Raw genomic sequence first — 24,882 nt, forward strand, 5'->3', positions numbered from 1 at the left:
TGGGGGCGCTCATTCTTTTGTAACCGCGAGGGTCTTCCTGCCGCTCGATCTATCACAGGCTGTATGAGCAGCAGCCCGCAGATGTGCCTTTCTGGTCTTCCTGAAATGTCCAAGGATTTTTTGAAAAATCATCAAAATGCCAGTCTTGCCTACCTCTAGCGCCTTTACTCTTTGAGCGCGTAGCTGCTCGGGCAATATATGCGCTTCGGGGCTTAGGCTTATGAGGCGTACTCCTGAAGTCTACTGGCGCTTGTTCAAATCCCACAGCCCAAACCAGAGTACAGCCTGTGCAGACAGGCCAATGGTGAGGATAAACAACGCAAAGGTCATTATCTTCCAGTAGCCCACGGCGTAGCCAAAGCAGGCTATTGCAGCGGCCAGTATTTCTATCAAGAGAGGAATGCGTCTAAGCCAGCGGATTTCGTGCTGTACCTGGGCGTCGCATCTGTTCGGCTTGTGGCTCCCTGACGGGGCCAGGAGGCGTCAATGGGTTGCGTATAAGAGAATGGACCTGCTGTGAGTGCGGTGTCGCTCACGATCGCGATATCAACGCGGGCAGAAACACTCTCGCGCTCGGGTATGAGCGTCCATCTATGAGAATCACCGTCCTTTAGGGCGGGGAGGATGTCAAGTTAGCCAGTAGGCATATGATCTGTTCTCAAACCCAGTCCTCGTAAACAAGGCTAGGGACACGGCTAAACTCACGCACATTATTGGTCACAAGTACACAGCCAATAGCCACGGCATGCCCTGCAATAGCGGTATCGTTAGGGCCAATTGGCGTGCCGGCCTTGGTTAGCACGCGCATGAGTTCGACAGTCGCATCGACTGCCTTCTGATCCCAAGGCAGTACGGCATCCAGGCGCTTTACAAACTCATCAACCAGCGTCTTGTGCTTGGTCGATGCTTTTTTGCCGATCTGCCCATAACGCATTTCGGCGTAGGTAATGGCCGAGATCACAATCCGGTTGCCCTGCTCTACTTCGGTGGCCAGACGCTGGATCACCGAGGCCGGATGTTCTCGCATAATGAAAGAGCAGATGCAGGTGTCAAGCATATAGGTGATCACAGATTGAATCTGCCTTCATCGCCGACTACCGGTTGCCGCTCTTGCAGGAAGTCAGCATCAGCCTTGGGGAGCTCAGCAAAAGATGCCCAGGATGGCCGAGCAGGGCGCAGCGTTATCACATCACCTTCCCGCGTAATCTCAAGCTCCCCGACGCCTTCATAGGCCATGTCATTGGGCAAGCGAACGGCCTGATTCTTACCATTTTTGAAAATAGAGACGGTACGCATGTCTTGCTTCTCCTGCATATGTTCGGCATATGCAAATGTAATGCTAAAGTTTGGCATATGCAAGACATATGGCATAGTTAAGAAGCAAGCTTGAAAGCCCTGCATATCATCCTCACGGCGGGTTCCAATAATAGACAACATTCCCTGACTGCTCACACCCTCCTGCCGGATCTGGCGCTTGATGTGCGCCTTGGCACGGGTCAGCACGCTGCTTTTCATCATCTGCTGGCACTTGGTGTTGTTGCCGACGGACAGGATGGTTCGGCCACCAATTACGGAGACCAGATAGTCATTGCTCAGGCTGGGCGTGGCCAGCCAGACCTTGACGGCGATGCCCTGGGCCTTGGCGTAGGCGCGGATCTGCGAGACCTGTGAGCGGTTGAAGGCCTTGATCACGGGGTTCTCGACCAGCGTGTCGCTGTGGCAGACGTGCAGGGTCGGGAGAGTGGCGCCAGCCTCCTTGAGACGGATCAACGCGGTCAGCGTAAGGTTCAGCGTGACGCTGGAGTCCTTGCCGCCACTCCATGCCACGACTGGATGCCAGCCTTGCTCGATCAGCACGGTGATGGCCTGCACAGCCCCTTCGATCTTCTGCTCCAGTGAGCGCTCGGGCAGCTGGATTGCTACCTCATTTTGAGGGAAGGCAAAGGCCTCTTGAGTGAGAGGGAAGGCAGTCATCGTGGGCTCGTGGCCGTGTGCGATAACTCCACCTTGCCCTACAAATCCGCTGATGCAAGTCCACTCAGGCCAATAAATATGGCTATGAAAAAGCAGCTATTTTCGCGGATTGAGAATGTATAAGGTGTACATCTGGATTTATTGGCGCTTATTTAAATCCCATAGTCCAAACCAGAGTACCGCCTGTGCAGACAGGCCGATGATTAGGATAAACAACGCAACGGTCATTATCTTCCAGTAGCCCATGGTGTAGCCAAAGCAGGCTACTGCAGCGGCCAGTATTCCTATCAAGAGAGAAATGCGTCTGGGCCAGCGGGTCTCGTGCTGTACCTGGGCGTCGAGCATGGCGATTAACGTTTCCCTGTCCTTGTGCATGGTGTTTCCTTACGACGTAGAGATGCGGATGTGTCTGTGTACAGGATAGACACCGAAACGTTAGTGCCGTTGCCGCGCAGGTAGCCACTTGCATCACAGGATTTGGATGTTAGGTTCGATTGAGTCTGCAAAGTTGAGAGCAATCCATGCCTGTCCAAGAATCGTATGAGTGCTGTGGTGACAACCTGAAAGCAGGGCAAACGGGCGAGTGCGACCTTTGCCGTGATGAGGGGCTTTTGATCGATCTGTGCGGTGGCCTTGATACCCAGGCTTACCAGCTGATCGAGGAGAAACGACGCACTGGAGATGATGCCCGCTTTAATCCAGTAACGACCGCCAAGCAGGTGCGGTTTGATATCAGCAAGGCGACTCCCAAGCTGCTGGAGAGGTCTGCTGCCATGTCCGATATGGACGAAGCATTGATCGCCATCCAGTCGGAATGTGGGATAGAAACCGGCGATCTGGCAGGCCTGTTTTTCAGTGGAGAGCAGTGGTCCGAAACCACGGGTACTGACTGGCCTGATCGAGGCGAGGCGGAGCGACTAAGGTTGCTGCACGACTACCTTGCGTTTGAGCAGAAGTTTCGCGCGGCCTTCTCAGCTACGTCGGAGTAGAACCATGCAAACGCTTAAGACAGTCGTTCAGGAAACTACTTGGTTACATTTTTCTGGCGTCAGCACTACCTACCATTTGGATTGGCATCGCAACGGCTTGCGAGTAGTGGTTCTGGAGCTGGAAGGTCTGCCAAGAGTGGCTCGATTAATTGAGGGAGAAAGTCTTGCCCAAAACTTCACTGTGTACGCTCAAGGAATACTCTAGCTCAGGTAGTGGGCGCGCTTTCAACCAGCAAGATCACAAAGGTGAACCCAATGGATAGCTCAACGAAAGAAAACTGTCATCAGCAGGAAAGGCCTGGTCCTGAATACTACAGGCTATGGATTTGACCATTTTCGATGTTGATACCGCTTGGACTGTTCTATAAGGATGGTTAAGAATTCCGCGCTTCTATTGGCCTTCTATTCTGTAATTGCTTGCTCAATGGCTGTGGTTTGGTTTGTCTATCAACAGTACGCTTGAAGTAGTTTGCGGCCCTCTTTCGGTCTTTGATGTTGATTTCTGCTTGTCGTAGTCAGGCTGAACGTGAACAAAACACCCATACAGTTCAAGGAACCAATCGTGCGTAAGTTCATAAGTAATTTCGTAAAGCTCCACGGGATACTTCCGATCGTAGGCGTAATATTCCTCTCTGCTCTAGTTGTTTTTGTACAAGTTTATGGGGAACGTCTGAATCCATTTGACGGCAAAACTTGGAGTGATTTCGACAATGACAAATCGACCCCTAGTGCTGCCGATAAATAGCGCTACGGTATGCACCTGGACCCGTATCACCCCTAAGTTTTTACAATCCCGCTAGGGCAGAGCTTTGAAGTACTGGCTATCGAGGTAGATGACTATCAGGAAGGATTGAAGATGGCCGTGATGTTCTATGGAGAGGGTGAACACCCCGCAGGATTCATTGGTTACCGAGTGGCGACCACGCTGGGTGAAGAATCCGAGTTTCGACAGCGCTACTTTGGCCTATCTGAATACAGTCCCGCTCAGGCGCATAGCCTGGCTGAATCGCTCGACAGGAAATGGCGTACTGAGGCCGAAGCGGTCAAGCGTGCCAGAGGCCTGCGTCAAGGTCGGCCCAAGGGTGGGCCAGGTGTACTGGCCATGGGGTTCCGGGCGGCATTCAAGGTTGAGCGTGGCCGCAAGGGTCACTATGGAACCTACATCACTCCCTATTCCGTTATTGCCAACCCCGGATATGGCAAAGGGGGAGAAGCGGTTCCAGACGACTCTACTTGGCTTTGACGGTGCCTTTTCGGCAGCGGCAGAGCATTACTGCACAGTGTACAACCTGAACGATCAGGAGCGCAAAATCATCCTGTCGAAAAAGCCCAGCCGAGACCTTTTGTACATATACTGCGTCTGGGACTACTCAAGCGCGGCCACATCATCACGGCGGTCGAGGTGGCTAGACAGCTTGAGGCTCTATAGGTATGAGCCATGATGCTCTTCCTGTACGCATCTAACTGTACCAAATTCAGGATGGTTAATATTTGGCGCCAACATCCATGTGATGCGCCTGCCTTTAGGATTCGAATTAGTTTTCGTCAAGTATTGCCGGCCTAACAGGACTGGACACAGCCTTAAGTCATTCCGCTATGTGTGCCCTAAAGCCTGTTACACCTGGCGCAATGTCGGTGCGGAGCGTTAATGCAGGAATGTCATAGTCACCGCCATTCTGTGAGCGGAACTGGATAGGTGCTGTATGGAACAGGTTATCAAGACGCTCACCAAGACCAGTGCAAATCGCGGCATATCGGTCATCGTCCACTCGGCTGGTCCGGTAGACTACAAAGGGTGGTAATACATCGAAGCCAGGGTAATACAGCACGCCATGCTGTATTGGAAAAAGCACATCCTCAATCGGTCCATTGATACCACGCGCGCTGTAATGAGAATCCCAGCCGCCAGCAGTAACTACTAGCATTGCACGCTTACCGGCAAGAGTACCTTCACCGTAGCGATCTCCCCACCGGCTATCCGAATGCTCGCCAACGCCATAGGCAAAGCCGTAAGCATAGACACGGTCTACCCAGCCCTTGAGAATCGCCGGCATGCTAAACCACCAGAGCGGGAACTGAAGAATTACCGCGTCAGCCCATAGCAGCTTGGCCTGCTCGCCAGCAATATCAGGGCTCTGTCGGCCACTCTGATAGGCCTGCATGGAATCGAGCGACGGGTTGAAAGGCTTTTCAGATGAAAAATCGAGACTGTCAACAGCGTCGAGAGTTGCTTTCCACTGCATGGCATAAAGGTCTGAGATCTTGACCTTGTGGCCCGCTTCCAGGAGGTGCTGTATGGAAAAATTCTTTAAAGCACCGTTAAGGGAATGGGGCTCTGGATGAGCGTAGATCAATAACACATTCATGTCCGGTATCCTCGGCTCGTTTCGGTCAGCAGAGGATGCCGCGCAATATAGTATTATTGAAACGTATAACGCTAATACCAGGTATTGCGGTGGACGATTTCAGTAAGCTTGATCTGAATCTATTGGTTACACTTGATACATTGCTCGTTGAACACAACGTCACGCGAGCAGCCGAGCGCCTCAATCTTGCGCAATCATCAGTAAGCGTGCAATTAGCGAAGCTACGCGATTACTTTGATGATCCGCTTCTGCTGCCTGGCCCACGTGGCATGCGTCCAACAACCAGGGCTAACGAACTACGTGAGCCCTTGCACCAGGCATTGGAAGCACTTGCTGAAGCCATCCAGGGCACCAGGGTTTTTGAACCCGCCCTCGCGCAAAATACCTGGCGAGTAGCAGCAACGGACTACGCTGAATCAACCATCATCCTGCCAACCTTGAATACATTGACGACACAAGCGCCCAAGACGCGGCTGGCAGTGCTGGAAATGGTCCCCAAACGCATTGCTAAGCAACTTGAACAGGATGATATGGATCTGGCTTTCCATACACTTCATGACAGTCCACCAACGCTACGCTGTCATCCGTTGTTCAAGGAGCGTTACGTACTAGCTGGCCGTGCTCATCACCCGGCACTGGCGCAAGAGCTTACCTTGAAACAGTTCTGCACGCTTGAGCACGTTGTTGTCTCTCCGGACGGCGGTGGGTTCTCTGGGGTTACCGATCAGGCTCTTGCGACACAGGGTATGACTCGTCGCGTTGCGCTTTCCGTCCCGCACTTCCTGTTCGTTCTTTCTGTACTGGCAACAACTGATATGGTCGCCGTTGTGCCTTTAAGGCTGGCTCGTAATAATCCAGCGCTCTCGTTTATAGAGCCGCCACTGAATATTCCATGCTACGAGATAAGCATGCTTTGGCATGAGCGTTTGCATCATGATCCGGCACATCGGTGGTTACGTGAGCAATTTGTTGCATCATGTGCAGGGGAGCTGCCAGGACGGCGATAGGTGCTTCGTAATAGTAAATAGCCTTGCAGGCTGCGCTTTGGCTTATAGCTGTTGGAGAGTGATCATGACTAACTTGCCTGCGCGCATTCAGTTACGTCGTACCAAGGGCTGGCGCTTGCCAGAAGGCGCTGTACGTGTTGCCAGACCGGGCAAGTGGGGAAACCCCTTTAGTGTTGTTGCCGAGCATGGCCGCGAAAGGGCCATAGCGCTGTTTTCAGCGTATCTGGATCAGCAGCTGGCGGCGGGTGCCCTTGATATAACGGAGCTGCGTGGCAAGGCTCTGGCCTGCTGGTGTCGCCTGGACGAACCCTGCCATGCAGATGTCCTGATCAAACGCGCCAACGATTAAGGTTAACCATGATTGAGTCAGGGCAAACGAGATCAATTGTGCAGATGTGCTGGCATCAGTTTACTTTCTTGTAGATGTTGTCTGCTGATCTCAAGTGACTTAGCAATGTGCCGTCTTTCTGCATTTCCAGCTTGGGAATTATCTCTCCGTCGCTGGTTTCGACCAGCACGTCATCAGTCTGGGCAGACAGGTATATGTCCACATCCCAGCCCTGACCTGGGGCATATGCATCCAGATGTTCTATAGCACGTAACTTGTCGCCTTCCTCTCTCAAGACTAATGTTTTTGGAACACGGGCGTTTACTGTTTTCCAAGTACCTACGTACTTGGAGTAGTCATGGTCCTTACAGCCTGCCATGAACGCGAACACGACTGTCAGAGACAGACCCTTGAGCAGAGTTTTAGAGCTACACATATTACGTACTCATCCTTAATCAAACATCTTCAGGGTCTTGCGGCCATGATGCCTCAATAACCTCTCATCCTTATCAAGCGTCAGAATAAGTCTCTGACTCCTCCTGCTAATTGTAACAGGCGCCTCTACCTGTCCCATGTGCTCTAGTGCTCTTTCTGCTGCGCTTCGCGCCCTTGCATAACCGGATTCCCATGAGAGAGTAAAAGTGTCTTCCACTTTCAGGATCTCCCCTATGAATACGAAGCAGCTCGTCATCCTCTACATCGCCGCCCTAAGCGTGACCTGGTGTCTGGGCCACATGCTGGGCCTATATGCCTCCATCAATCCGATGATTTTTCTTCTGATGGTCAGCCTGTTGCTGGCGCTGGGTTGGCTCGTCACGCAGCTGATCACGGAAAAGGGGCCTGCGGCTCAAAAGGTCTCAGCTCGCCCTGGAACGGGGCGTCAGCACAGGAACGCCTCCCGCGCCAGCAGCTATGCCTCTCGCAGCTACGCCTCTCAATCAGGTAGCTCCTCAAACAGCAGCGGTGCCGATCTCACGACCCTCGCTACGCTGGCGATACTGAGCAATACCGACACGGGGCCTACCTGTACCGGGGGCGTCAGTGATTCGGGTAGTTCCCGTGGAGACGGTGGCGGCGGTGACTGATAACAGTAAGCAATTGTCCCTTCATGCGCAGCGAGGACATTAAAGTGAGTGAATATTTTGAGTGGGAAGAAGCTGTCGTTGAGCAAGTCGCAACTGCACTGGATGCAAGCCATTCGGATGCGTCGGCCATCGTAGAGGCTCAGCTGTTCAGGATGCAGCAGGCATGGAGCATGGGCATGGATGCAGAGCAGGCGGCGAGAATCGTCGTGGAGGCTGGCTAAGGACCTCTAATGTCACGCATATTTATGCTAGGGCAGTACACTCGACGGAGAATATACTGCCAGGCAAGCAAATATACAGAGCTGCAATCACTTCGGGTTTGGATGGTGCTTCACCGGACTAATATCACCATCCTTTATCCTCAGATTTTCTAAAAGAGCCTTTAGTAGCACTCTTATCATTTTCTTTTTGCTCATCTTTGCAGCCAGCCAATCCTAGGCCAAGCCCAAGACTAAGGGCTAGTGCTAGTAGAATTTGAGAAATATTTTTCATAGCCGGGTTTACTACCTTATATCTATTCTCTGCCTTACCATTTTGCAGGAGGCGGTTTAACTGTTTCAGAGAAGGGGTATCCGTGTATCGTGAAGCTCCTGACCTATTCTTACAGGATTAGCCCACATGAGCGGGCTGATCTATGAAGTGTTTCAGTGCAGGGTAATCAGTGCTTCAAGTAGCGCTTGTTACCGCCCGATGTGATGCAGTAATGCCCGCCTCGAGGCCCGTAACAAAAATTTCCGCCTCCGCAGCCGCACTCCGAATCGGAATAGCCATCACCCATTTCCGTATGGTGCGAGCTTTTGGGGTCCATCTTGATCGTCAACTTCATGTCCTTCACCTGGGCGACTCGATTGGCTACAAAAGGATCCATAGTCTTCACATTGCGAATGATTCGACAGTCGAGGACCGTCAGCATGGCACCAGCCAGCTGAGTATTAGTTGTGGCCAGTTTTTCAAAGCGCTCCAAGGCTTGGTCACGTTGCTTCACATTAACATTATTCAAGTGCATGTATTTACTATGCATCGGCTCTTTAGAGGCTTGCTGAGTCATGGTTTCAAATGCGGGGGCTATAGGGAGCTGCAAAGCCCGCATTCGGGCTACAACAGCCGTTGTCGATGATCCTTGAATTCCCAGCAGATTATCGGAATTGTCAGCCCACAGGACCTCTGAAATCAGCTTAGTAAGCCCTTCCATCTGCTTGGGCGCCAGCGACGGGAAGTAATGCTTTTCAAGGTTTGGCGCCGAGCAATACTGCTTGTAGAACTTTTCAAGGTCTTGTCCATCAGCCCATGGTGAAGCCGAATCGGCTTGCGAATAGGCAAAAGGCCACAGGGCAGCGGCCCCCAGCAAAACCAGTCGTAGCAATAGCATTCTCCTTGTAGTTGCCGCGGACTCAACCCCTGAAGATTGGGCATGGACAGGCATTTCCTATCATTTCAGAACATGTGACTCTAGATGGTCAATCTAATTAAACCTATCGCTCGGCCTAGAACCTCAGTAGTATCTTGTGTGGCGTCATCAGGAGTCCCTTGTACCCATGGAAATCACGTCCAGCGCCAGCCCTACACTGTCCTTGAACCTTGCCAATCACCCAGCCGAGTATCGAGCCGCACTTGAAGCCCAAAAGGCCGAGATGTTTGCGTTCTGGCAGCAGAATCGCGAACGCAGCTATGCCGAAGCCGGCAGGATTTTCAGCGAAAAGGAAAAGCGTAAAGCGGGCTTTCGGGCTTGGGCAGACGCTCAGATCGAGGCGCTTGAGCCGCAGCAGTATCGCAACATGGTTCGCACCGAGCTGAACCGGCTGGTGAGCGGAAAACCGCGTACAGAGTGAACATTGGTTGCTTGGCTCCTGGCGCTCAGGAGCTGCCCGTAAAATAGCTTGATCTAGATGCGAGGTATGTAGTGCTGTAAATATATACAGTATCAGGTTGTACACATGGCAAAGAAAACTGCGTCTCCATCTGCTCCCAAATCCTATGAAGTACTGGCAATGCGTCTTCAGCGCGTGATCAACAGTCCAGCTGCTCAGCGCGCAAAGACAACGCTGCTTGAGCGACTGGAAAGCGATCCGGATGATGTCTGGGAGCAGGAGCAGGAGCAGGAGCAGGAGCAGGTCATGGCGGAATTAGGTGAGACGGATAACGTGACCCTGGCTTTTCGCGATGATGGCAATGTTCAGATCTTCTGGACGGTTCCGCAGAAAGGTTGACCGTACCTTCTCTCACTCTCCGGTCGAAGCTACTCTTTCAACTGCGCACCGTCCAAAGCTGATCCAGCCGTGTTATGTAGCTCTGGCTCATCATTTCGCGCCCCATGGCCCAGCCGGGTTCAGCCGTACTAGTGACGCGAAGGTTCAAGAGGTCGTTGATCGGGTCCGGCAAACCAAGCCTGAGGATGCCAGCCACTGGAGTTCGCGCCGCATGAGCAAGGCTACCGATATTTCCATGGCCAGTGTGCAACGTATCTGGCGAGCCTTTGGCCTTAAGCCTCACCTTGAGCAGACGTTCAAACTCTCAACCGATCCGGCCTTCGTCGATAAAGTTCATGACATCGTTGGGCTATACCTGAACCCACCGGATAAGGCTCTGGTGCTGTGTATTGATGAGAAAAGCCAGATCCAGGCCCTGGATTGAACCCAGCCAGGTCTGCCGTTGGCACCAGGCCATCTCGTAACTCGAATACATGATTATCAGCGCTTTGGCACAACGACATTGTTTGCTGCGCTGGATGTTGTCACAGGCAAAGTGATCGGGCGTCTCAAGCGTTGTCATCGTAGCGCTGAGTTTGTGGAGTTCTTGAAGGCTATTGATGAAGAGATCTGTACTGACCTACCGGTTCACTTGATCATGGACACCAATGCGGTAAATAAGACCGATCAGGTAAAGGCATAGCTAGCCGCACACCCTCGTTATCAGGTGCATTTCACCCCAACCTCGGCTTCCTGGCTAAACCTGGTAGAACGCTTTTTCTCGACCCTTAGCCAGAGATGGATCAAGCGGCAATCACATACCAGCGTAAGCGATCTTGAGCAGTCTATTAACCATTACCTGGCGACTTACAACCAGAACCCGAGGCCCTTCCGCTGGAGTAGGAGCGCTGGTGAAATCCTGGCTTCGGTAGGTCGGGCAGCACGGGCTTTTCGCAGGAACTAATTAAACGTAGTTGTGATTAACCACACTAGCAACCGTCGTGTCCGTTAAATGAGATCATGTACATGCAGGATTGCAAGTTAAACATTGCCGCTGTCTTTCTAATGTTTTATTTTTGCTACAAAGGCTAACGATAAGGAATAAGGTATGAGCAATGACGATGGATATTCGCATGCACAAACCCTTGCTGCTGCCCGGGATAAAATTCGCCTTCTGCAGCAATCACCACGATATCACAGCTTTTTCAATAAAGAAGCAATGAACGCCTTTGAAAAGATTAAGAGTTCAGCCCTTGCTGGTAAATCGCTGCCACAGGATGAGCATGAAGACTCTGTAGTCAAAGGTAAGCAGTGAATCGCTGCTCACATTAGCCGATTATTCGGCTTAATTTTTACCCGTCGCAAATATGGCCGCTGATTTCTGTCATCAAACAGCTCATCAGCGCGATCAGAAATGCGTGCCGTCTTGCTAAGTACCAGGGTAGCGTGTGGTGCCTTCGTACCCATTTAACCAGTGAAGTTTGTCCCAACGCCTATGCTCATTTCCTGCAAAGACTCGTTAAGTTTGGTATTACGCTATTTCTATTCCGCTCCTCAATAATTATATGCTGCTCCATCGCTGTTCTTCGGAGGCAGGAGAGAGTATCCGCGGGGGAGGCAACGGCGAACCGCTACCAATCAACTCCTCGCAACGCTGGACGATAGCATGGCAATAAAATTATTGGCTCAAAGCGGGATAAGATGTAAAAGGTGTTAAAACGCTATGAGCTAAATAACGTTACTCTCACAGAATATATATTGTTCAAAATAGCGCGCTATGCCGTTCTCCCTCGCTTGTGCTCGGAAGGCGCCCCCTATCTGCAAGCTGACGGAGTACTTTCTCCAGACAGACTTCTGTCAGCTAAGCCCGGTCTCGGTCTAAGGTTCATTGTCAAAGGTTTCGACCTGAAAGACGTGCAAGGCATACTTACTATTTCTGATTTGTACTTGACGAAGAGCAACTTAGCCGCACCGTTGGGAAGTCGACCAGGACAATTTATCACCAGAGCCGCAAGCAACCGGCACGCCTCAATTCTCGCCAGGGTGCCGTGCCTTCCAATACGCGAAGCTGCTGAAGCGTTCCACCAATGTGTTTGGCACTTAGATGCTGCTGGCTGAAGAATGACCGGAACGTATCTGGAAGATAACATGCCGCTGGACGTCACTGACAATCCTGTCTGACGTTTAAGACATTAAGGATTTCCTGAAGCGTATAAAGTACTGCATTTACTATTGAGTTTTTAGAGGTAGTCTACCTCATGCTACACATAGCGCCTCGGCCGTAACCGCAGCAGATATCATTCAAGAACGATCCGCTCTATTCAAATAATGAGCAACCGGGTCGGTATAAATCGGTTTTGTTAAAAAGGTAACTGTACAAGGATACCTACCGTATAAGCAGTGACGGCATTAGATTGAAGCATCCATAGATGCAGTCATCTGCCTGAAACAAGAGGAGATATGATACTGCTGATGCTGCACCATATAAAAATCCACTAAATTTAACAACGTCAAGGGAATCAGCACGGTCACCATGACCCGGATCAGCTTGACCTGCTTTCCGATTTCAGTATTACCCCTAGTTTAGTAGAGTCGGTTTAATAAGTAAGAGACAACTGTGAGAAAAGCGTTTTATCCCATAGCAGATTATCGCTTTTATCACGCAGGTAGGGTCGTCGTACCGGTTAAGGAACTGTTCCACCGAAATGGCTTCAGTAATGCCTCGTTATATACGGGAAGCCAAGTTGAGCAGTATGCCCCGCCCGATGCCCCGCTAACAGCCGCGTACTAGCGAGCAAACACAGCAGATCAATAAGCTCATCTGAGCGATAGTGGTCAACTAACGTCAACGCTTCTTATCCTCGGCCATCAAGAACGCGGTAGCCTTTTAAGGTAGTTTCCCCCGCTTCAGCCGCATGGTCTGCCACCTCAGGTACACCGGTACTGTGGGGTCTATACACTCATTGCGATGGGCATTATCCATAGCGACTCGTGCCCACTCAGGCTAGTGTAACCACACGTCAAACGACAAATTTGGGCATGGTTAAGCACCCTCAATTTGGTAAATGCAATTCCGCCGAGAAAATCGTGCAAGTTTTTAAGGGCTCATTCACTAAGAAATCTAGGGTAGAGTAAGTTTTCGGTCCTTCTACTCGGTAAACATATCCAAACTCTCGGTCTTGCTCGTTGCGTATGGAGCAAACCTCTACCAGCGGCTCCATCATCCAGCGGCCCGTTTTGTTTAAGGAGCTTGGTGAAACTAGTAGAGCTTGTTCTAGCCAGGCGTTGTCCGTTTTTACGGCCACGATCTGCTCAAGCATTGGGGTTGTGGGAACCATCAGCATGCTTCGAAAAATCTCTTGGCCATCGACCTCTACTAACTGGAGATAAAACCAAGGCCACGCTATCTCTTGCTCGACAAATGACCAGAACTGCACACCGGCTGGGCCGTTTGAAAGCCCAGGAAGTAACTCAGCATAGCGATTGGTCTTGAACACGTTGCGCCTCGACTTTTGATGAGATCATATCTCGATTGGCGAACAATATATGTTGTAGCCATAAATTGTTCAATATCGCTTCATCTTTCCATTTTGCGGGGTCGTAAAATGGATGTTAGAAATTCGTTCGGTCAGGCGCTGAGACTGGTAAGGCAAAGCCAAGGGCTCAGTCAGGAGGATTTTTCAGTTGTCAGTAGCCGCACCTATGTCAGTTTAATAGAGCGTGGAGGTACGAGCCCGACGCTCGAAAAGCTTGATAGCTTGTGCAAGGCTCTCGACGTTCATCCAGTCACCATGATAGCTCTGACCTATTTACTTGGTACGGATGGTCTGGAGGATTATGAGGCGCTGCTGAGCCGGGTTAGTAATGAATTAATGAAACTAGTAGCAGAGTAAACTACATCGGTTCGCTGAACGATTTCGCCACGTCGTATTGATAGGGCTTGATGAGCTGTGCGCTTGGCATTTCGGCACTGATGCCATATTAATGCCTACATTGTCGTTTGGTTTGGGCTAGCCGTTAGGTATCAGATAGAACAAACAATTGTGAGCGTTCACGCATAGAGATCATGAACGCCGCTAAAGATAAAATTAGTCGACAACAGCGATTACCAAACACCGAGCTTCTTCAATCCGACGGAAATCGATACATTTGCCAAAGTAGAGAGCTTTGCCCTCGCAGAGAGGTTGTTGCCGCGTGATAAGCATGACGACTTGAAGGAGAAGATGTAATCTTGGACCTTTACTGCCTTAATGTTGCCCACGTGGCGTCGATGTTGAAGCTGGCCAAAAGCTTCCTCGATTGTCACTGATTCAGCAGTCCATCAAAATGCACGAAAAGTGGCTTTTCTTGCATTTTGCCGCCTGGCAAACGGTCTATCACCGTTTCCGTACGCTTGCTGTTTAATGCTCTACTCAAACGGTGCCGCACGGTTCTGGCTGATAAGGATTATGATAGTCAGGCGCTAGGCCAGTACTGCAGCCGCTTCAGGATCAAGCCCATCATCCCCTATGTCAGATGCATCGTCGTCCCAGGACAGGCCTGCCCAGATTGTTTGGCCGACCGACCTATCTCAAGCGCAATGTTATCGAGCGGCTTTTTTAGCAGGCTTGAGGAGCATCACCGGATAGCTACTCGTTTCGAGGAACTCATCAGCAGCTTTGAAGCCATGATTTCTCCGGCTTGCTTACGGATTTGCTTGAGAAAAGCTTTTTCAGACAGACTCTAGTGCTACCAGGCCTAGTTGTGGTGGTTAAAGCATAAGCCACATGAACAACAATGGGACTTGAGTTAGGCTGTAATTTCACCCATCAAGTGGATGAAATTCAACCATGTATCCACGGAAAATTCGCCAAAATATAATAGAAGCTTTGCAAAATAGCCCGGCAGTGCTACTCAATGGTGCACGCCAAACCGGCAAAAGCGCTTTGATTCAGAGCCTTGAACGAAAAGCCACTTATTACACGTTCGACAATCCTACAGTCTGTGCTGCGGTTCAAGCAGACCCGTTCGGCTTCATAAGCTCTCTTAAGGGGCCGGTTTGCCTTGATGAAGTCCAGCGTGCGCCTCGGGTATTTCTTGCGATCAAGGCGTCCATAGATCAAGACCGCACCGCTGGACGTTTTCTGCTCACCGGCTCGGCCAGCCTGACGCTTCTGCCACAGATAGCCGAGTCTCTAGCAGGGCGTATGAAAGTAATTGGCCTCTGGCCGCTGGCGCAGTGCGAGATAGAGGGCAGATCAACGAGCGTGATTGATCGACTCTACCGAAACGATCTCCCAGACAGATGCGGTTTTCAAAGGCAGGACTTTATAAACCGATTGTTGCAAGGTGGATATCCCGAGGCGCTGGAACGTGTAAGTAAGCGCCACCGCGAAGCTTGGTTCGAAAGTTACCTCTACACTGTTCTAACTCGAGATATTCGAGACCTTGCTCAAATCGATGGGCTATTAGAGTTGCCGAGGTTGATGAGGCTGCTTGGGGCTCGCAGTGGCAAGTTGCTCAATGCAGCCGAGCTCTCACGCTCAATTGGGATACCGCAAACGACACTTAAGCGTTACCTGACTCTGCTCGAAACCTTGTTCTTGATACGTCAGGTGCCGGCATGGGCTTCTAACCTAGGAAAGCGACTTCAGAAGTCACCCAAGCTGTTCGTGACCGATTACGGCATGATGGCTCATTTGCAGGGGTTGAACAGCAGCCGAATTGCAAACAAATTTGAATTGCCCGCTGATCTTGTCGAAGCCTTTGTACAGGCAGAATTAGTCAAGCATCAGGGATGGTCGGCGTCATGCACACATTTAATGCACTACTGCACCTATACCGGCGTTGAGGTTGATTTTGTTCTTGAAAATCGACAAGGCGAGTTGTTAGGTGTTGAGGTTAAGGCAGCAGCCACGATCAGCAGTAAAGATTTCAGCGGTCTTCGCCAGCTGCGCGAGGTAACATCGCAGCAATTTAAACGTGGCGTGGTCTTCTATTTTGGTGATCAGGTTGTGTCTTTCGATGAACAGCTAATAGCCGTGCCGATTTCATTGTTATGGACCAACTGAGGAGGCTTTTCCCTTCTTCTGTTGAGTCTGTGGTTAATTGCGCTGAAGAAAATCTAATCGCCATGCGAACCGACATGGCGTGCAAAGGTTGCGACTTTGCCCTCTATAACCTACAAAAGCGCGACCCGAAGCACCACCCAAGCCACGCTAATTTGTCTTGGCCGCTGGCTTACAAAGGAAAAGGTGCACTAGGGCAAATTGTCGGGCAGTGGAGTAACACGTTTACCTCGACGTGGTTCGTGTTTGCGAAAAGCTCTTACTATTCGATTCTCACGTGCTACTTATGCCGTCCGGTTTTCATCACCTCTCTCAACAGAGGTCGTGACTTGTCCTTTAAAAAACCTAAGAGTTCTCTAGGTCACTTAGGTAGACCAGCGAGGATTCGTCTGCATCGTCGATAACAGTGCTCACCTCTTCTATATAGGTGAGGTCGTTCGGAGCTATGCCGCCAAAGACTTGTTCAGCCAAGCGGCAGCGGATCAGGCGCCGCAAGTTACCGTATATGAAGCGATCCCGGTTTTCGGGTTCGGTCGCATCGATACAGCTAGCCATGATTTCGGGCAGGGCTTCATACAGCATGGGATAAACCTCATGCAGCAGCTCATCATTGTCCATCTTGGCAAGGCCGAACTTCTTCTTATACCTGCCCAGAGCATCGCGAGCCGCCATGATGAGAAAGCCTCGCGCTCTATCGGCGGTCAAGATGCGCCATGGGTCAAGTTCGCGCAGCTCTGAATCTGTCAGGTCTGTCAACCACATTGTGCGGTATTCCACGGCGTGCCTCCTACAAGCATCCGTCGACTGGAACGACAACAGCCGCTCCCCTCTTCTGTTCAATCTGTGTTTGGGAACTATCGCCCCGCCGGCGCCAAAGCGTTCAGCTCAGAATTGATTGTTGGGATTTGGGGCAAGCGTGCAACTCAACTAAATGCAGTTACGCCTACCCCACATGGGTTAGGTGACATGCTGGCCCTTAAATGTGTGAAAACAGTCCGAGGGTGTGTAGTGAGGAATAGTGACCCGTTATAAAAGAGGTACTGATAAACAAGCTGAAGGCGCAAACATGAATACTCAGACCACTTCCGTATCAAACCTCAGTTCAGCAATGGAGGCTTTCGCCAAAAAGGTAGAAGGGAGACTGCATGTCTATGTGAAGAAAACCCACCAGCGCCGTCCAACTATCTCCTGTATCTGGTGGGAGACACCAAAAGAAGACCCTCAAGGAGGTTGTGTATATCGGCGAAGAAGAGTTCGATGCTCTGGCGGTAGTCCAGGAGGGCAACAAAAGCATGAAGGCCTCAGATGAGGTGGTAAAGATGCTGGTCGAGCTGTACGAGAGCCAGAACGCAAAACCTATGGGTGAGGGGGGCGAGTTCTAAGCCGAGAAACACCTGTGACAAGCCGGCGATGTGCCGGCTTTTTCATGACTGAGACAAAGCCGTAGGCTAAGCCAGCAAGAGTTCGCTATAGGGTAAAAGGGAAAAAGTAGAGGGTCTGACTCAATAATTACATTAGACGGCTATTTAGTCTCAAAAATTGGTCATTTATTGCCCGTGCAACACGGAGGGGGTGGCCAAGGTTATAGAAAGCCAATAATCATTAGCGGTATGTTTTAGGCTGAAAAATTGGTCACCGACCAAACCGGTAAATTTGGCTATTATTGGCCCTTTATGTTGCATAGAAGCCAATTATTATAGCGGTATGTTTTAGCGTTTATTTTTGGTCATAATTTGCTGGCACCATCCTAGATTGGAGATATTGTTCTATTTTTGTAGTGTGCCGGGCGATAAGTAGAATTCCTCTCCGCGCTTTTCTGACTCATCCTTTCGCTCGGTTTTTCGTCAAAGACTTCCGCTTCTGTTCCAGGAGTATTCGTTGAGACTTCTGGCTGCAATGAAGCGTGGTCAAGGCCAGCTTTACCTTGGGTTTCATCTTGCTTTTAGCCTGCCTACTGGTGCCTTAATGGTCACCTGCATCTTCCTACGGTAACTTCAGGTATTTAACTGCCCGCGACTGATTCGCCTAGGTAAAGCGCTGTTGCGTAAGGGTTTCCCAATGAAATTTTCAAGCTTGGCAGAGCTTTTTCACTGGTTAGTAAATGCCCGGTGCGCACTCCTACTGATAAACGACTGAATCTCACTGGTGGGAGAAGGAAATCCCCATGGTATTCCAAGCAACCTATGGGTTTCCCGATGAAATCTTCAGGTTTGGCAGAGCTTTTTCACTGGTTAGTAAGTGCTCGGTACGCACTCCTACTGATAAACGACTGGATCTCACTGGTGGGAGACGGAAATCCCCATGGTATTCCAAGCAGCCTATGGGTTTTTCGATGAATTCCGAGGCTATATGACTGATGTTTCGAAGGTAGCTCTGTGGCGGGGCGCTTGTATTGGAAGGTGGCCTGGGTTTGGGATACAGCATCAGCAGGAACGGTGGAGGTCATTAGAAGGCAGGGATAAGATAATCCGAAGAAATGTGTAGGTTTCCCGTGGATAAAGCGCGGCTCCTAGAAGAAGGGGTGAGTAAAGGCAGCAATAGAGCCTGCATGGCGGTCAGCCGGTAGCCCTGTAACGCTGGCCCGATCTAGAAGAAACACCAGGATGTCTGTCTTCTCAACGATTCGCAGTACAAGTATGCAGTCTTTGATGTTGTATCTGGCCAGCGCAGCCTTGTCGTTCGCAAACATCCGGTTGATGGACGCCATACGCGGGTAGGGGCTATCGATATCCTTGCCTTCTCCCAGAAGTGTCTGTGAGACGTTCTCCAAACTAAAAGATGAAAAACTCCAAAAGGCCGAGCGAAGCGCTTCGACACCATCGATTAGGGTTTGTCTGAAAAGTCGGCCCGCATGCATCGCTCGATACAGGCCAGCGTAACCATGGCCTTGAAGCTGCTAGCCAGCTTGTCAAAGCGAGTACAGAGCCGACGCTTTTCCTTTAACCAACCGAATAGCCGTTCGATCACGTTACGCTGTTGATACTTGGGCCTATCAAACAGGCGAGGCAGACCTGTCCGGGGCTTGCGGTGCATCGTGCGCTGGGCAATCACCGGCTGCATACCGAAGCGGTCGCAATAGCGACGCAACCCTTCACTATCGTAGCCCTTGTCCGCGATCACTGTCCGGCAACGCTTGCGTGGTCTGCCCTGAGAGCCAGGAAGACGCACCTGATCGAGTAACGGAATAAAGTTGCGCGAATCGGCCTGCTGACCAGGCGAGAGGGTAAAGCTCAGCGGATAACCATTGGCATCGCAAAGCAGGTGAATCTTGGTACCTAACCCACCCCGGCTGCGTCCCAGGCAATGATCTACAGGTTCGTCCGGGCCCCTTTTTTTCCGCCTCCTGCCGCGGCACGGGTAGCTCGAATGGTCGTAGAGTCCACCATCCAGGTATCCAGATCGATAAAGCCATCCTGGCGAAGCCGCAGATGCAGACGAGTCAATACGCGCTCAAACGTTCCGTCGTCCCGCCATTGGCGAAAACGCTGATAGACCGTTTTCCAAGGGCCTTAGCGTTCGGGTAGATCACGCCATTTGGCGCCGGAGCAAAGGATCCAGAAGATACCATTGAGCATCTGTCGATCATCCCGGCGAGGACGGCCCATGGTCTGGGGAGGGGAAACGATGTCTTCAATCAATGCCCAGCGCTGACTCGAAAGCTCGTAGCGATCTGTCATGTCTGCCTCCGCTTGCCACAACGGCATTAGGCTAACAAACGCGACTTTTCAGACAAACCCTAGTAACCGCCCTGGAGCAGAGGCGAAGCGCCCGTCTCGCCACTCAAGCTCGGATGCTCCTCGCCCCTGACGCAGCGGTATTTGTAACTTGCTTGCATGCTCCTGAAGTACACGTAGATCAAAGCCAATAACGTTCCAGCCGATAATGGCATCGGGGTCATATTGGGCGAACCACTCATTGAGTCTTTCGAGTAGTTCGGCGCGGGTATCGCAGTAAAAAAGATCGAAATCGAGGGCGTCATCATTGCCATTGGCTGGCCCCAACATGAATACTTGGCGCACGCCACAGCCTTCAATGCCAATACAATAAAGTTCCCTCGCTCACTGGTTTCTATGTCTAGTGAGGCCAACCTAAGTGTTGGTCGAAAATCAGGCGCGGGTTTTAGCTGAGCGTTGCGGAGCCGCCCATTACCATCCAACTCGCCAGTGAAGAGGACAGGGGCGGTGATAAAGCGCTCCATGAGATAACGCTCGTGAGGTCGGATATCTGCCTCATAGATATCGACTCCTGCACTTTTGAGTTTATCGGCAAGGCCAAGAAGCTGCCGGTAGGTCTGGCAGTACAGGCCCGCCATTGGGCGGTGCCTGAAGTCACATAATTCAAGTTGGCGTAGCTGCGTGCCGGGTTCACGTGCAATGAGTGCAGCTACCTGACCCTGCTGTTCAACAGGAATAAAGGCAACGGAAGGTTGGTAGGGCAGGGATGCGTGAACCGGTCCTGTATCTGTGGCAAGACAGAAGTCGATTTCTGTACCTACCGGCGTGTCCCGCCAGTGTCTCGTAAGTACAAACGCTGTGAAAGTTCCACCTTCAGCCCATACAGCAAAACCATAGATCTCTTTATGATGACGCAGATTGCTGCACAGGGATAACTGGAAATATAGATTCCCAGATTGACGGCATTACCTAGGGCTTCAATCAATAAACTACTGAGTTCGATTACCGTTATATCGTCAATCGTAGCCTCTATAATGCGCGCCCGTTTCGTTTTTTATATGTGCGGTCATGAAAAAAGTCCTGCTTGCCGCCCTGGCTCTACTTCTGCCCTTTACCGCGCAAGCGGCTCCTCCATTCACCTTCACCGAAGATAAGGTAGTAGCCAAGCAAAAGATTTATTTCGACCAAACCAATAGCACTCAAGGCGAATTGTATTGTGGCTGCCACTGGACCTGGGCTGGTAAATCTGGAGGCCGTATCGATTTTGCCTCATGTGGCTACCAAACACGCTCGCAGCAAAACCGAGCAGAACGTGTTGAATGGGAGCATATCGTGCCGGCTTGGATTTTTGGGCATCAGCGTCAGGGCTGGCAGAACGGCGGTCGTAAAAATTGCGTAGCGGACGATCCTGTTTTCCGCGCCATGGAGGCGGACCTCTATAACCTCTATCCTTCTGTGGGTGAAGTGAACGGTGATCGCAGCAACTTCCAGTACGGTATGGTTGCCGGCGCCGGCTCCCAGTATGGACAGTGTAATACAAAGGTCGATTTTGCTGGCCGTGCAGCGGAGCCTCGCGATGAAGTTAAGGGGCTAACGGCTCGGGTGACCTTTTATATGTATGATCGTTACAACTTGTCCATGTCACGCCAGCAACAACAGCTCCTGACGGCCTGGGATAAGCAGTTTCCTGTTACTCCATGGGAAAAAGAGCGGGACAATCGAATCGCAACGGTAATGGGGCACCACAATCCGTTCGTAACAGATGAGCGAAAATGGACACTCGGTTATAAACCAGTCGGTGAAGGCATCGTTAGCCCTATTCCAACACGAACACCTCAGCCAATAAACACAACAAATGTAAGCAGCACGTCATCTTCAGTTGCCATTATGGGTAACAAGAGCAGTCATATCTATCACCTACCAGTGGGGTGTCCTAGCTATGACAAAGTTTCACCAAAGAATCAGGTGGCGTTCGGCTCAGAAGCCGAAGCGCAGGCTGCTGGATACCGAAAGGCGGGTAACTGCAAGTGATAGGATAGCCATGAGTTATTTAGGTGAAAAATAGCTTTGTGGCAAATCTAGGGGAAATATTCCCCTTAATATCTAAAGTAAATCGTTATGCCTCGGGCGAGACTTGGCGACATGAGGGTTTAGTTGTAGGCACCCGCATTTAAAGCAACACGCTTACCCATGTACGTAAGCCCTTGTGCTGAGCCAATAACCTTGAACGCGCTTTTGTAACCGTAGAACTCGCCAGCCCGATCTCCTGATGGAATTCCATGCAGACCATTGACTACAGCTGTATGGCCACCAAAAGACAAGAAACTTGGCGCATATGCCGGAGCACCGTCAGACATATAAAGTATCGGCTTGGGATTATCACGCGGCTGGCGCCAGGAGTAGTACGAGTGCACCACGCTTGCCAATACTTCGCTAGCCGGGTCGTTACGTGAAAACAGAACAACGTAAGGACGCTTACATTCTCACTGGGCGCAGTTCCCCAAGGTTCGGGCCGTTACCGCCACCGGGCTCTACTATTACACCGAACTTATAACCTTGATCTACCGCTGTGCAAAATCTGTTGCCACAAACAATAGCCCACATTTTTCAAGCGCTGAGGGAAAATCTTCCAGGGCGTGGCATATGCCAGATTTGGTGTGGACAAGATTTCTCACCACTACGAGACAAGCAGGCAAAGAAAAGGCGCACTTAAGTGCGCCTTTAGCCAGTGAGATGCATCATTAATGGCGTTTCTGGACAGCCGGAGCACTACCCGCGAAGTCACCATTATCCATAGCTTTTTCAGCTTCGGCAGATTTATTGAACTCTGCGTAGGTAAGCCTACGATTTAGGCCCCTAGCAGCAATCCTTCGTAATGCCTCTTCATACGAGACGGTAGTGCCTCCTACAGATATCGATGAAGTCTCTTTAGTTTTAGCCATGGCAAAGCCCTCTGAATAGCTCAAATCTATACCTCCAAGGCTGGGAGAGCAAGATAGCTTTTATCACCAGTGAATCCAGCTCGCCTGTATGCCTGTACGGCTCCCTCAAGTGCGTTCTGCACGACTATGTTGTTTGCATCCAGCACGGCTGCATAAGCTCTGAGAACGGTAACAGCCGTAGGTATAATCTCGCCTTTGAGAGGATGGCCTGGATCGGAATTGCCTTGTAAATACTCTATATCTACATCATCAGCATACTCTGAACTTGCACAGCACAAGCCACACAGAACGTCGTTATGCCAAATAGCAAAATCAAAGCTGTGATGCTTTCTAAACTTGTATGTAGCAATCAGAGCCCAATCGAAGGTGTGTGGCGATGACACCCATTCGAGGTGAGCAATCAGTTCCTCTTTGCCAATAGGCCTCAGCTCAATACTTTGCAATTCATCCGGCAAGAGTTGCTTGGCAGATAAAAGCGCTGCCTTCTGCATGTCCCAGTACGCTCGCGGAGTGTACCTATCAGGACCATTACCATTCATAGATAGGTCATTCCCTCAAATAGGCCATGAGATATATGTGGAGAGTGGACCTAGAATGGACGTCTGAATCACTGCTCATCAGCCAATCATCACTATTGGCCTCTACACCGAATCTCCTATTATAAAGCTAATAGGAAGTTTGCAGCGTCACATTCAGCCCTCCCTTCATGCGGGTGAATTTAAAAGACTGGAAATCTGTCCTTTAACGTGGAGGCCCTTGAGACTCAAGGCCATAGAGATCAGGCAGTTCGTAGCTTGCGCTAAAACAAGCAGATTGCTTTTCAATAACTCAAGATAGATGGACTAGCGGCTCTGAGACGAGGCAAGTACCGATGGAGAGCAGGCTATAAATGTCTGGCACCGGCCCGGCAGTCTCGACATCGACGGAAACATAAAACTCATCGCTCATCATCTAGCCCCTTATATTTCGAATAGTATGCTGAGAGTTGAACAAGGCTAGGGTTTGTCTGAAAAGTCGCGTTTGTTAGCCTAATGCCGTTGTGGCAAGCGGAGGCAGACATGACAGGTCGCTACGAGCTTTCGAGTCAGCGCTGGGCATTGATTGAAGACATCGTTTCTCCTCCCCAGACCATGGGCCGTCCTCGCCGGGATGATCGACAGATGCTCAATGGTATCTTCTGGATCCTTTGCTCCGGCGCCAAATGGCGTGATCTACCCGAACGCTACGGCCCTTGGAAAACGGTCTATCAGCGTTTTCGCCAATGGCGGGACGACGGAACGTTTGAGCGCGTATTGACTCGTCTGCATCTGCAGCTTCGCCAGGATAGCTTTATCGATCTGGATACCTGGATGGTGGACTCTACGACCATTCGAGCTACCCGTGCCGCGGCAGGAGGCGGAAAGAAAGGGGCCCGGACGAACCTGTAGATCATTGCCTGGGACGCAGCCGGGGTGGGTTAGGTACCAAGATTCACCTGCTTTGCGATGCCAATGGTTATCCGCTGAGCTTTACCCTCTCGCCTGGTCAGCAGGCCGATTCGCGCAACTTTATTCCGTTACTCGATCAGGTGCGTCTTCCTGGCTCTCAGGGCAGACCACGCAAGCGTTGCCGGACAGTGATCGCGGACAAGGGCTACGATAGTGAAGGGTTGCGTCGCTATTGCGACCGCTTCGGTATGCAGCCGGTGATTGCCCAGCGCACGATGCACCGCAAGCCCCGGACAGGTCTGCCTCGCCTGTTTGATAGGCCCAAGTATCAACAGCGTAACGTGATCGAACGGCTATTCGGTTGGTTAAAGGAAAAGCGTCGGCTCTGTACTCGCTTTGACAAGCTGGCTAGCAGCTTCAAGGCCATGGTTACGCTGGCCTGTATCGAGCGATGCATGCGTGCCGACTTTTCAGACAAACCCTAAGTGTCTGCTGGTGTATACCCAGCGGCAGTACAAGACAGATCACTACCATGCCTTGTGCCTGGATAGTCGCCCGCTGTGCCTGTTCGATCTGTCTGAAGAGACACATGCGAGGGCTGGAGTCCTGTGTCTGGATGATGACTTTGGCTCACTGTTGCTCAAGCAGTGGAACGTCACCGGCATCCGCGTAAAGGACATGGCACGCATCGATGCCTTGTGTAGAGCTGCGCCGGCACTGGTTAATTCGCTTGACCGGCTGGAGCGCGCCGTCTCGGCCATATCCCTTTCGCCACTCGTCACCGAAATGGTGGACAGCCCGGTTCAGGTAGCCCAACAGACGCTGGCCCAGGTGCTGGGACATAGCTAGGCGCTGGG

At 51.1% G+C, this 24,882-nt stretch carries 25 protein-coding genes and 6 pseudogenes; 17 read left to right on the top strand and 14 right to left on the bottom strand.

Features of this window, described 5'->3' with window-relative positions:
- Positions 1–446: 446 nt before the first annotated feature.
- Positions 447–614, top strand: a pseudogene (locus tag JQR86_RS23425) (zinc ribbon domain-containing protein); the annotation flags it as partial.
- Positions 615–658: 44 nt separating this feature from the next.
- Here the strand turns inward: JQR86_RS23425 and JQR86_RS23430 are convergent.
- The 3 genes from JQR86_RS23430 to JQR86_RS23440 all read right to left on the bottom strand — a co-directional run bounded on the left by JQR86_RS23430 (position 659) and on the right by JQR86_RS23440 (position 2,349).
- Positions 659–1,057, bottom strand: a complete 399-nt coding sequence (locus JQR86_RS23430) for a type II toxin-antitoxin system VapC family toxin (RefSeq protein WP_407364507.1) — start codon at positions 1,055–1,057, stop codon at positions 659–661.
- 8 nt (positions 1,058–1,065) lie between these two features.
- The gene (vapB, locus tag JQR86_RS23435; protein WP_074830119.1) at positions 1,066–1,296 is read right to left on the bottom strand and encodes a type II toxin-antitoxin system VapB family antitoxin; all 231 of its coding nucleotides are present in this window, start codon (positions 1,294–1,296) and stop codon (positions 1,066–1,068) included.
- An 816-nt stretch (positions 1,297–2,112) separates the two neighbouring features.
- Positions 2,113–2,349 carry a hypothetical protein gene (locus JQR86_RS23440; RefSeq protein WP_434155674.1) on the bottom strand — a complete coding sequence of 79 codons (237 nt, stop codon included), beginning with the start codon at positions 2,347–2,349 and terminating at the stop codon, positions 2,113–2,115.
- A 146-nt stretch (positions 2,350–2,495) separates the two neighbouring features.
- On the opposite strand from JQR86_RS23440, the gene JQR86_RS23445 reads away from it, so the two are divergent.
- Both JQR86_RS23445 and JQR86_RS23450 read left to right on the top strand, forming a co-directional pair.
- The gene (locus JQR86_RS23445; protein ID WP_434155675.1) at positions 2,496–2,963 is read left to right on the top strand and encodes a hypothetical protein; all 468 of its coding nucleotides are present in this window, start codon (positions 2,496–2,498) and stop codon (positions 2,961–2,963) included.
- A gap of 856 nt (positions 2,964–3,819) precedes the next feature.
- Positions 3,820–4,206: a hypothetical protein gene (locus tag JQR86_RS23450; RefSeq protein ID WP_434155676.1), complete on the top strand. Its 387-nt coding sequence runs from the start codon at positions 3,820–3,822 to the stop codon at positions 4,204–4,206.
- 343 nt (positions 4,207–4,549) lie between these two features.
- On the opposite strand, the gene JQR86_RS23455 is transcribed toward JQR86_RS23450, so the two are convergent.
- Positions 4,550–5,329 carry an NAD(P)H-dependent oxidoreductase gene (locus JQR86_RS23455; RefSeq protein WP_434136830.1) on the bottom strand — a complete coding sequence of 260 codons (780 nt, stop codon included), beginning with the start codon at positions 5,327–5,329 and terminating at the stop codon, positions 4,550–4,552.
- 89 nt (positions 5,330–5,418) lie between these two features.
- Here JQR86_RS23455 and JQR86_RS23460 point away from each other — a divergent pair, with 89 nt between their 5' ends.
- Positions 5,419–6,336, top strand: coding sequence for a LysR family transcriptional regulator (locus JQR86_RS23460; RefSeq protein ID WP_434136831.1), 918 nt, complete (start codon positions 5,419–5,421; stop codon positions 6,334–6,336).
- Between the two features lie 73 nt (positions 6,337–6,409).
- Entirely contained in the window at positions 6,410–6,685 is a 276-nt protein-coding gene (locus JQR86_RS23465; protein WP_434155738.1) for a DUF4326 domain-containing protein, read from the top strand.
- 55 nt (positions 6,686–6,740) lie between these two features.
- Here JQR86_RS23465 and JQR86_RS23470 read toward each other — a convergent pair whose 3' ends face one another.
- Positions 6,741–7,100, bottom strand: a complete 360-nt coding sequence (locus tag JQR86_RS23470) for a hypothetical protein (RefSeq protein ID WP_434155677.1) — start codon at positions 7,098–7,100, stop codon at positions 6,741–6,743.
- A gap of 232 nt (positions 7,101–7,332) precedes the next feature.
- On the opposite strand from JQR86_RS23470, the gene JQR86_RS23475 reads away from it, so the two are divergent.
- Positions 7,333–7,749, top strand: coding sequence for a hypothetical protein (locus tag JQR86_RS23475; RefSeq protein ID WP_434155678.1), 417 nt, complete (start codon positions 7,333–7,335; stop codon positions 7,747–7,749).
- Between the two features lie 44 nt (positions 7,750–7,793).
- A complete protein-coding gene (locus JQR86_RS23480) occupies positions 7,794–7,970 on the top strand; it encodes a hypothetical protein (RefSeq protein ID WP_434155680.1) in 177 nt (58 codons plus the stop codon).
- 124 nt (positions 7,971–8,094) lie between these two features.
- Here JQR86_RS23480 and JQR86_RS23485 read toward each other — a convergent pair whose 3' ends face one another.
- Both JQR86_RS23485 and JQR86_RS23490 read right to left on the bottom strand, forming a co-directional pair.
- Entirely contained in the window at positions 8,095–8,241 is a 147-nt protein-coding gene (locus tag JQR86_RS23485) for a hypothetical protein (RefSeq protein ID WP_434155681.1), read from the bottom strand.
- Positions 8,242–8,407: 166 nt separating this feature from the next.
- The gene (locus JQR86_RS23490) at positions 8,408–9,112 is read right to left on the bottom strand and encodes a hypothetical protein (RefSeq protein WP_434155683.1); all 705 of its coding nucleotides are present in this window, start codon (positions 9,110–9,112) and stop codon (positions 8,408–8,410) included.
- Between the two features lie 172 nt (positions 9,113–9,284).
- Here JQR86_RS23490 and JQR86_RS23495 point away from each other — a divergent pair, with 172 nt between their 5' ends.
- The 4 genes and pseudogenes from JQR86_RS23495 to JQR86_RS23510 all read left to right on the top strand — a co-directional run bounded on the left by JQR86_RS23495 (position 9,285) and on the right by JQR86_RS23510 (position 11,250).
- Positions 9,285–9,578: a hypothetical protein gene (locus tag JQR86_RS23495; RefSeq protein ID WP_260466474.1), complete on the top strand. Its 294-nt coding sequence runs from the start codon at positions 9,285–9,287 to the stop codon at positions 9,576–9,578.
- A 105-nt stretch (positions 9,579–9,683) separates the two neighbouring features.
- Positions 9,684–9,956 (top strand): DUF1654 domain-containing protein, encoded by a 273-nt coding sequence (locus JQR86_RS23500; protein ID WP_434155685.1) that lies wholly within the window; start codon positions 9,684–9,686, stop codon positions 9,954–9,956.
- Positions 9,957–10,068: 112 nt separating this feature from the next.
- Positions 10,069–10,899: pseudogene (locus tag JQR86_RS23505) on the top strand (IS630 family transposase); the annotation flags it as partial.
- A 144-nt stretch (positions 10,900–11,043) separates the two neighbouring features.
- Entirely contained in the window at positions 11,044–11,250 is a 207-nt protein-coding gene (locus tag JQR86_RS23510; protein ID WP_434155687.1) for a hypothetical protein, read from the top strand.
- A gap of 1,738 nt (positions 11,251–12,988) precedes the next feature.
- On the opposite strand, the gene JQR86_RS23515 is transcribed toward JQR86_RS23510, so the two are convergent.
- Entirely contained in the window at positions 12,989–13,432 is a 444-nt protein-coding gene (locus JQR86_RS23515; RefSeq protein WP_434155689.1) for a hypothetical protein, read from the bottom strand.
- 108 nt (positions 13,433–13,540) lie between these two features.
- Here JQR86_RS23515 and JQR86_RS23520 point away from each other — a divergent pair, with 108 nt between their 5' ends.
- On the top strand, positions 13,541–13,828 hold the full coding sequence (locus JQR86_RS23520) for a helix-turn-helix domain-containing protein (RefSeq protein ID WP_434155690.1): 288 nt from the start codon (positions 13,541–13,543) through the stop codon (positions 13,826–13,828).
- Between the two features lie 936 nt (positions 13,829–14,764).
- Positions 14,765–15,985: an ATP-binding protein gene (locus tag JQR86_RS23525; protein WP_434155691.1), complete on the top strand. Its 1,221-nt coding sequence runs from the start codon at positions 14,765–14,767 to the stop codon at positions 15,983–15,985.
- Positions 15,986–16,327: 342 nt separating this feature from the next.
- Here JQR86_RS23525 and JQR86_RS23530 read toward each other — a convergent pair whose 3' ends face one another.
- A complete protein-coding gene (locus JQR86_RS23530) occupies positions 16,328–16,759 on the bottom strand; it encodes a hypothetical protein (RefSeq protein ID WP_434155693.1) in 432 nt (143 codons plus the stop codon).
- A 455-nt stretch (positions 16,760–17,214) separates the two neighbouring features.
- Here JQR86_RS23530 and JQR86_RS23535 point away from each other — a divergent pair, with 455 nt between their 5' ends.
- Entirely contained in the window at positions 17,215–17,364 is a 150-nt protein-coding gene (locus tag JQR86_RS23535; protein WP_434155694.1) for a hypothetical protein, read from the top strand.
- 1,139 nt (positions 17,365–18,503) lie between these two features.
- Here JQR86_RS23535 and JQR86_RS23540 read toward each other — a convergent pair.
- The 3 pseudogenes from JQR86_RS23540 to JQR86_RS23550 all read right to left on the bottom strand — a co-directional run.
- Positions 18,504–18,842, bottom strand: a pseudogene (locus JQR86_RS23540) (DNA polymerase II); the annotation flags it as partial.
- Positions 18,806–19,659, bottom strand: a pseudogene (locus JQR86_RS23545) (IS5 family transposase). The pseudogenes JQR86_RS23540 and JQR86_RS23545, both read right to left, overlap by 37 nt.
- Before the next feature lie 60 nt (positions 19,660–19,719).
- Positions 19,720–20,555: pseudogene (locus tag JQR86_RS23550) on the bottom strand (3'-5' exonuclease); the annotation flags it as partial.
- A gap of 169 nt (positions 20,556–20,724) precedes the next feature.
- Between JQR86_RS23550 and JQR86_RS23555 the strand changes: the two are divergent.
- On the top strand, positions 20,725–21,687 hold the full coding sequence (locus JQR86_RS23555) for an endonuclease (RefSeq protein ID WP_434155695.1): 963 nt from the start codon (positions 20,725–20,727) through the stop codon (positions 21,685–21,687).
- 937 nt (positions 21,688–22,624) lie between these two features.
- On the opposite strand, the gene JQR86_RS23560 is transcribed toward JQR86_RS23555, so the two are convergent.
- Positions 22,625–23,089 (bottom strand): hypothetical protein, encoded by a 465-nt coding sequence (locus JQR86_RS23560; RefSeq protein ID WP_434155696.1) that lies wholly within the window; start codon positions 23,087–23,089, stop codon positions 22,625–22,627.
- A 333-nt stretch (positions 23,090–23,422) separates the two neighbouring features.
- Positions 23,423–23,549, bottom strand: a pseudogene (locus tag JQR86_RS23565) (3'-5' exonuclease); the annotation flags it as partial.
- Positions 23,550–23,656: 107 nt separating this feature from the next.
- Here JQR86_RS23565 and JQR86_RS23570 point away from each other — a divergent pair.
- Both JQR86_RS23570 and JQR86_RS23575 read left to right on the top strand, forming a co-directional pair.
- A protein-coding gene (locus JQR86_RS23570) for an IS5 family transposase (protein ID WP_434155697.1) occupies positions 23,657–24,510 on the top strand; the annotation gives its coding sequence in 2 pieces (ribosomal slippage) (positions 23,657–24,005 and positions 24,005–24,510; 855 coding nt in all).
- Positions 24,485–24,874 (top strand): hypothetical protein, encoded by a 390-nt coding sequence (locus JQR86_RS23575; protein ID WP_434155698.1) that lies wholly within the window; start codon positions 24,485–24,487, stop codon positions 24,872–24,874. The genes JQR86_RS23570 and JQR86_RS23575 overlap by 26 nt, the downstream gene beginning before the upstream one ends.
- The last annotated feature ends 8 nt before the right edge of the window (positions 24,875–24,882 follow it).

Source organism: Pseudomonas sp. JZ134, assembly GCF_051027695.1.
Lineage (GTDB): Bacteria > Pseudomonadota > Gammaproteobacteria > Pseudomonadales > Pseudomonadaceae > Chryseomonas > Chryseomonas luteola.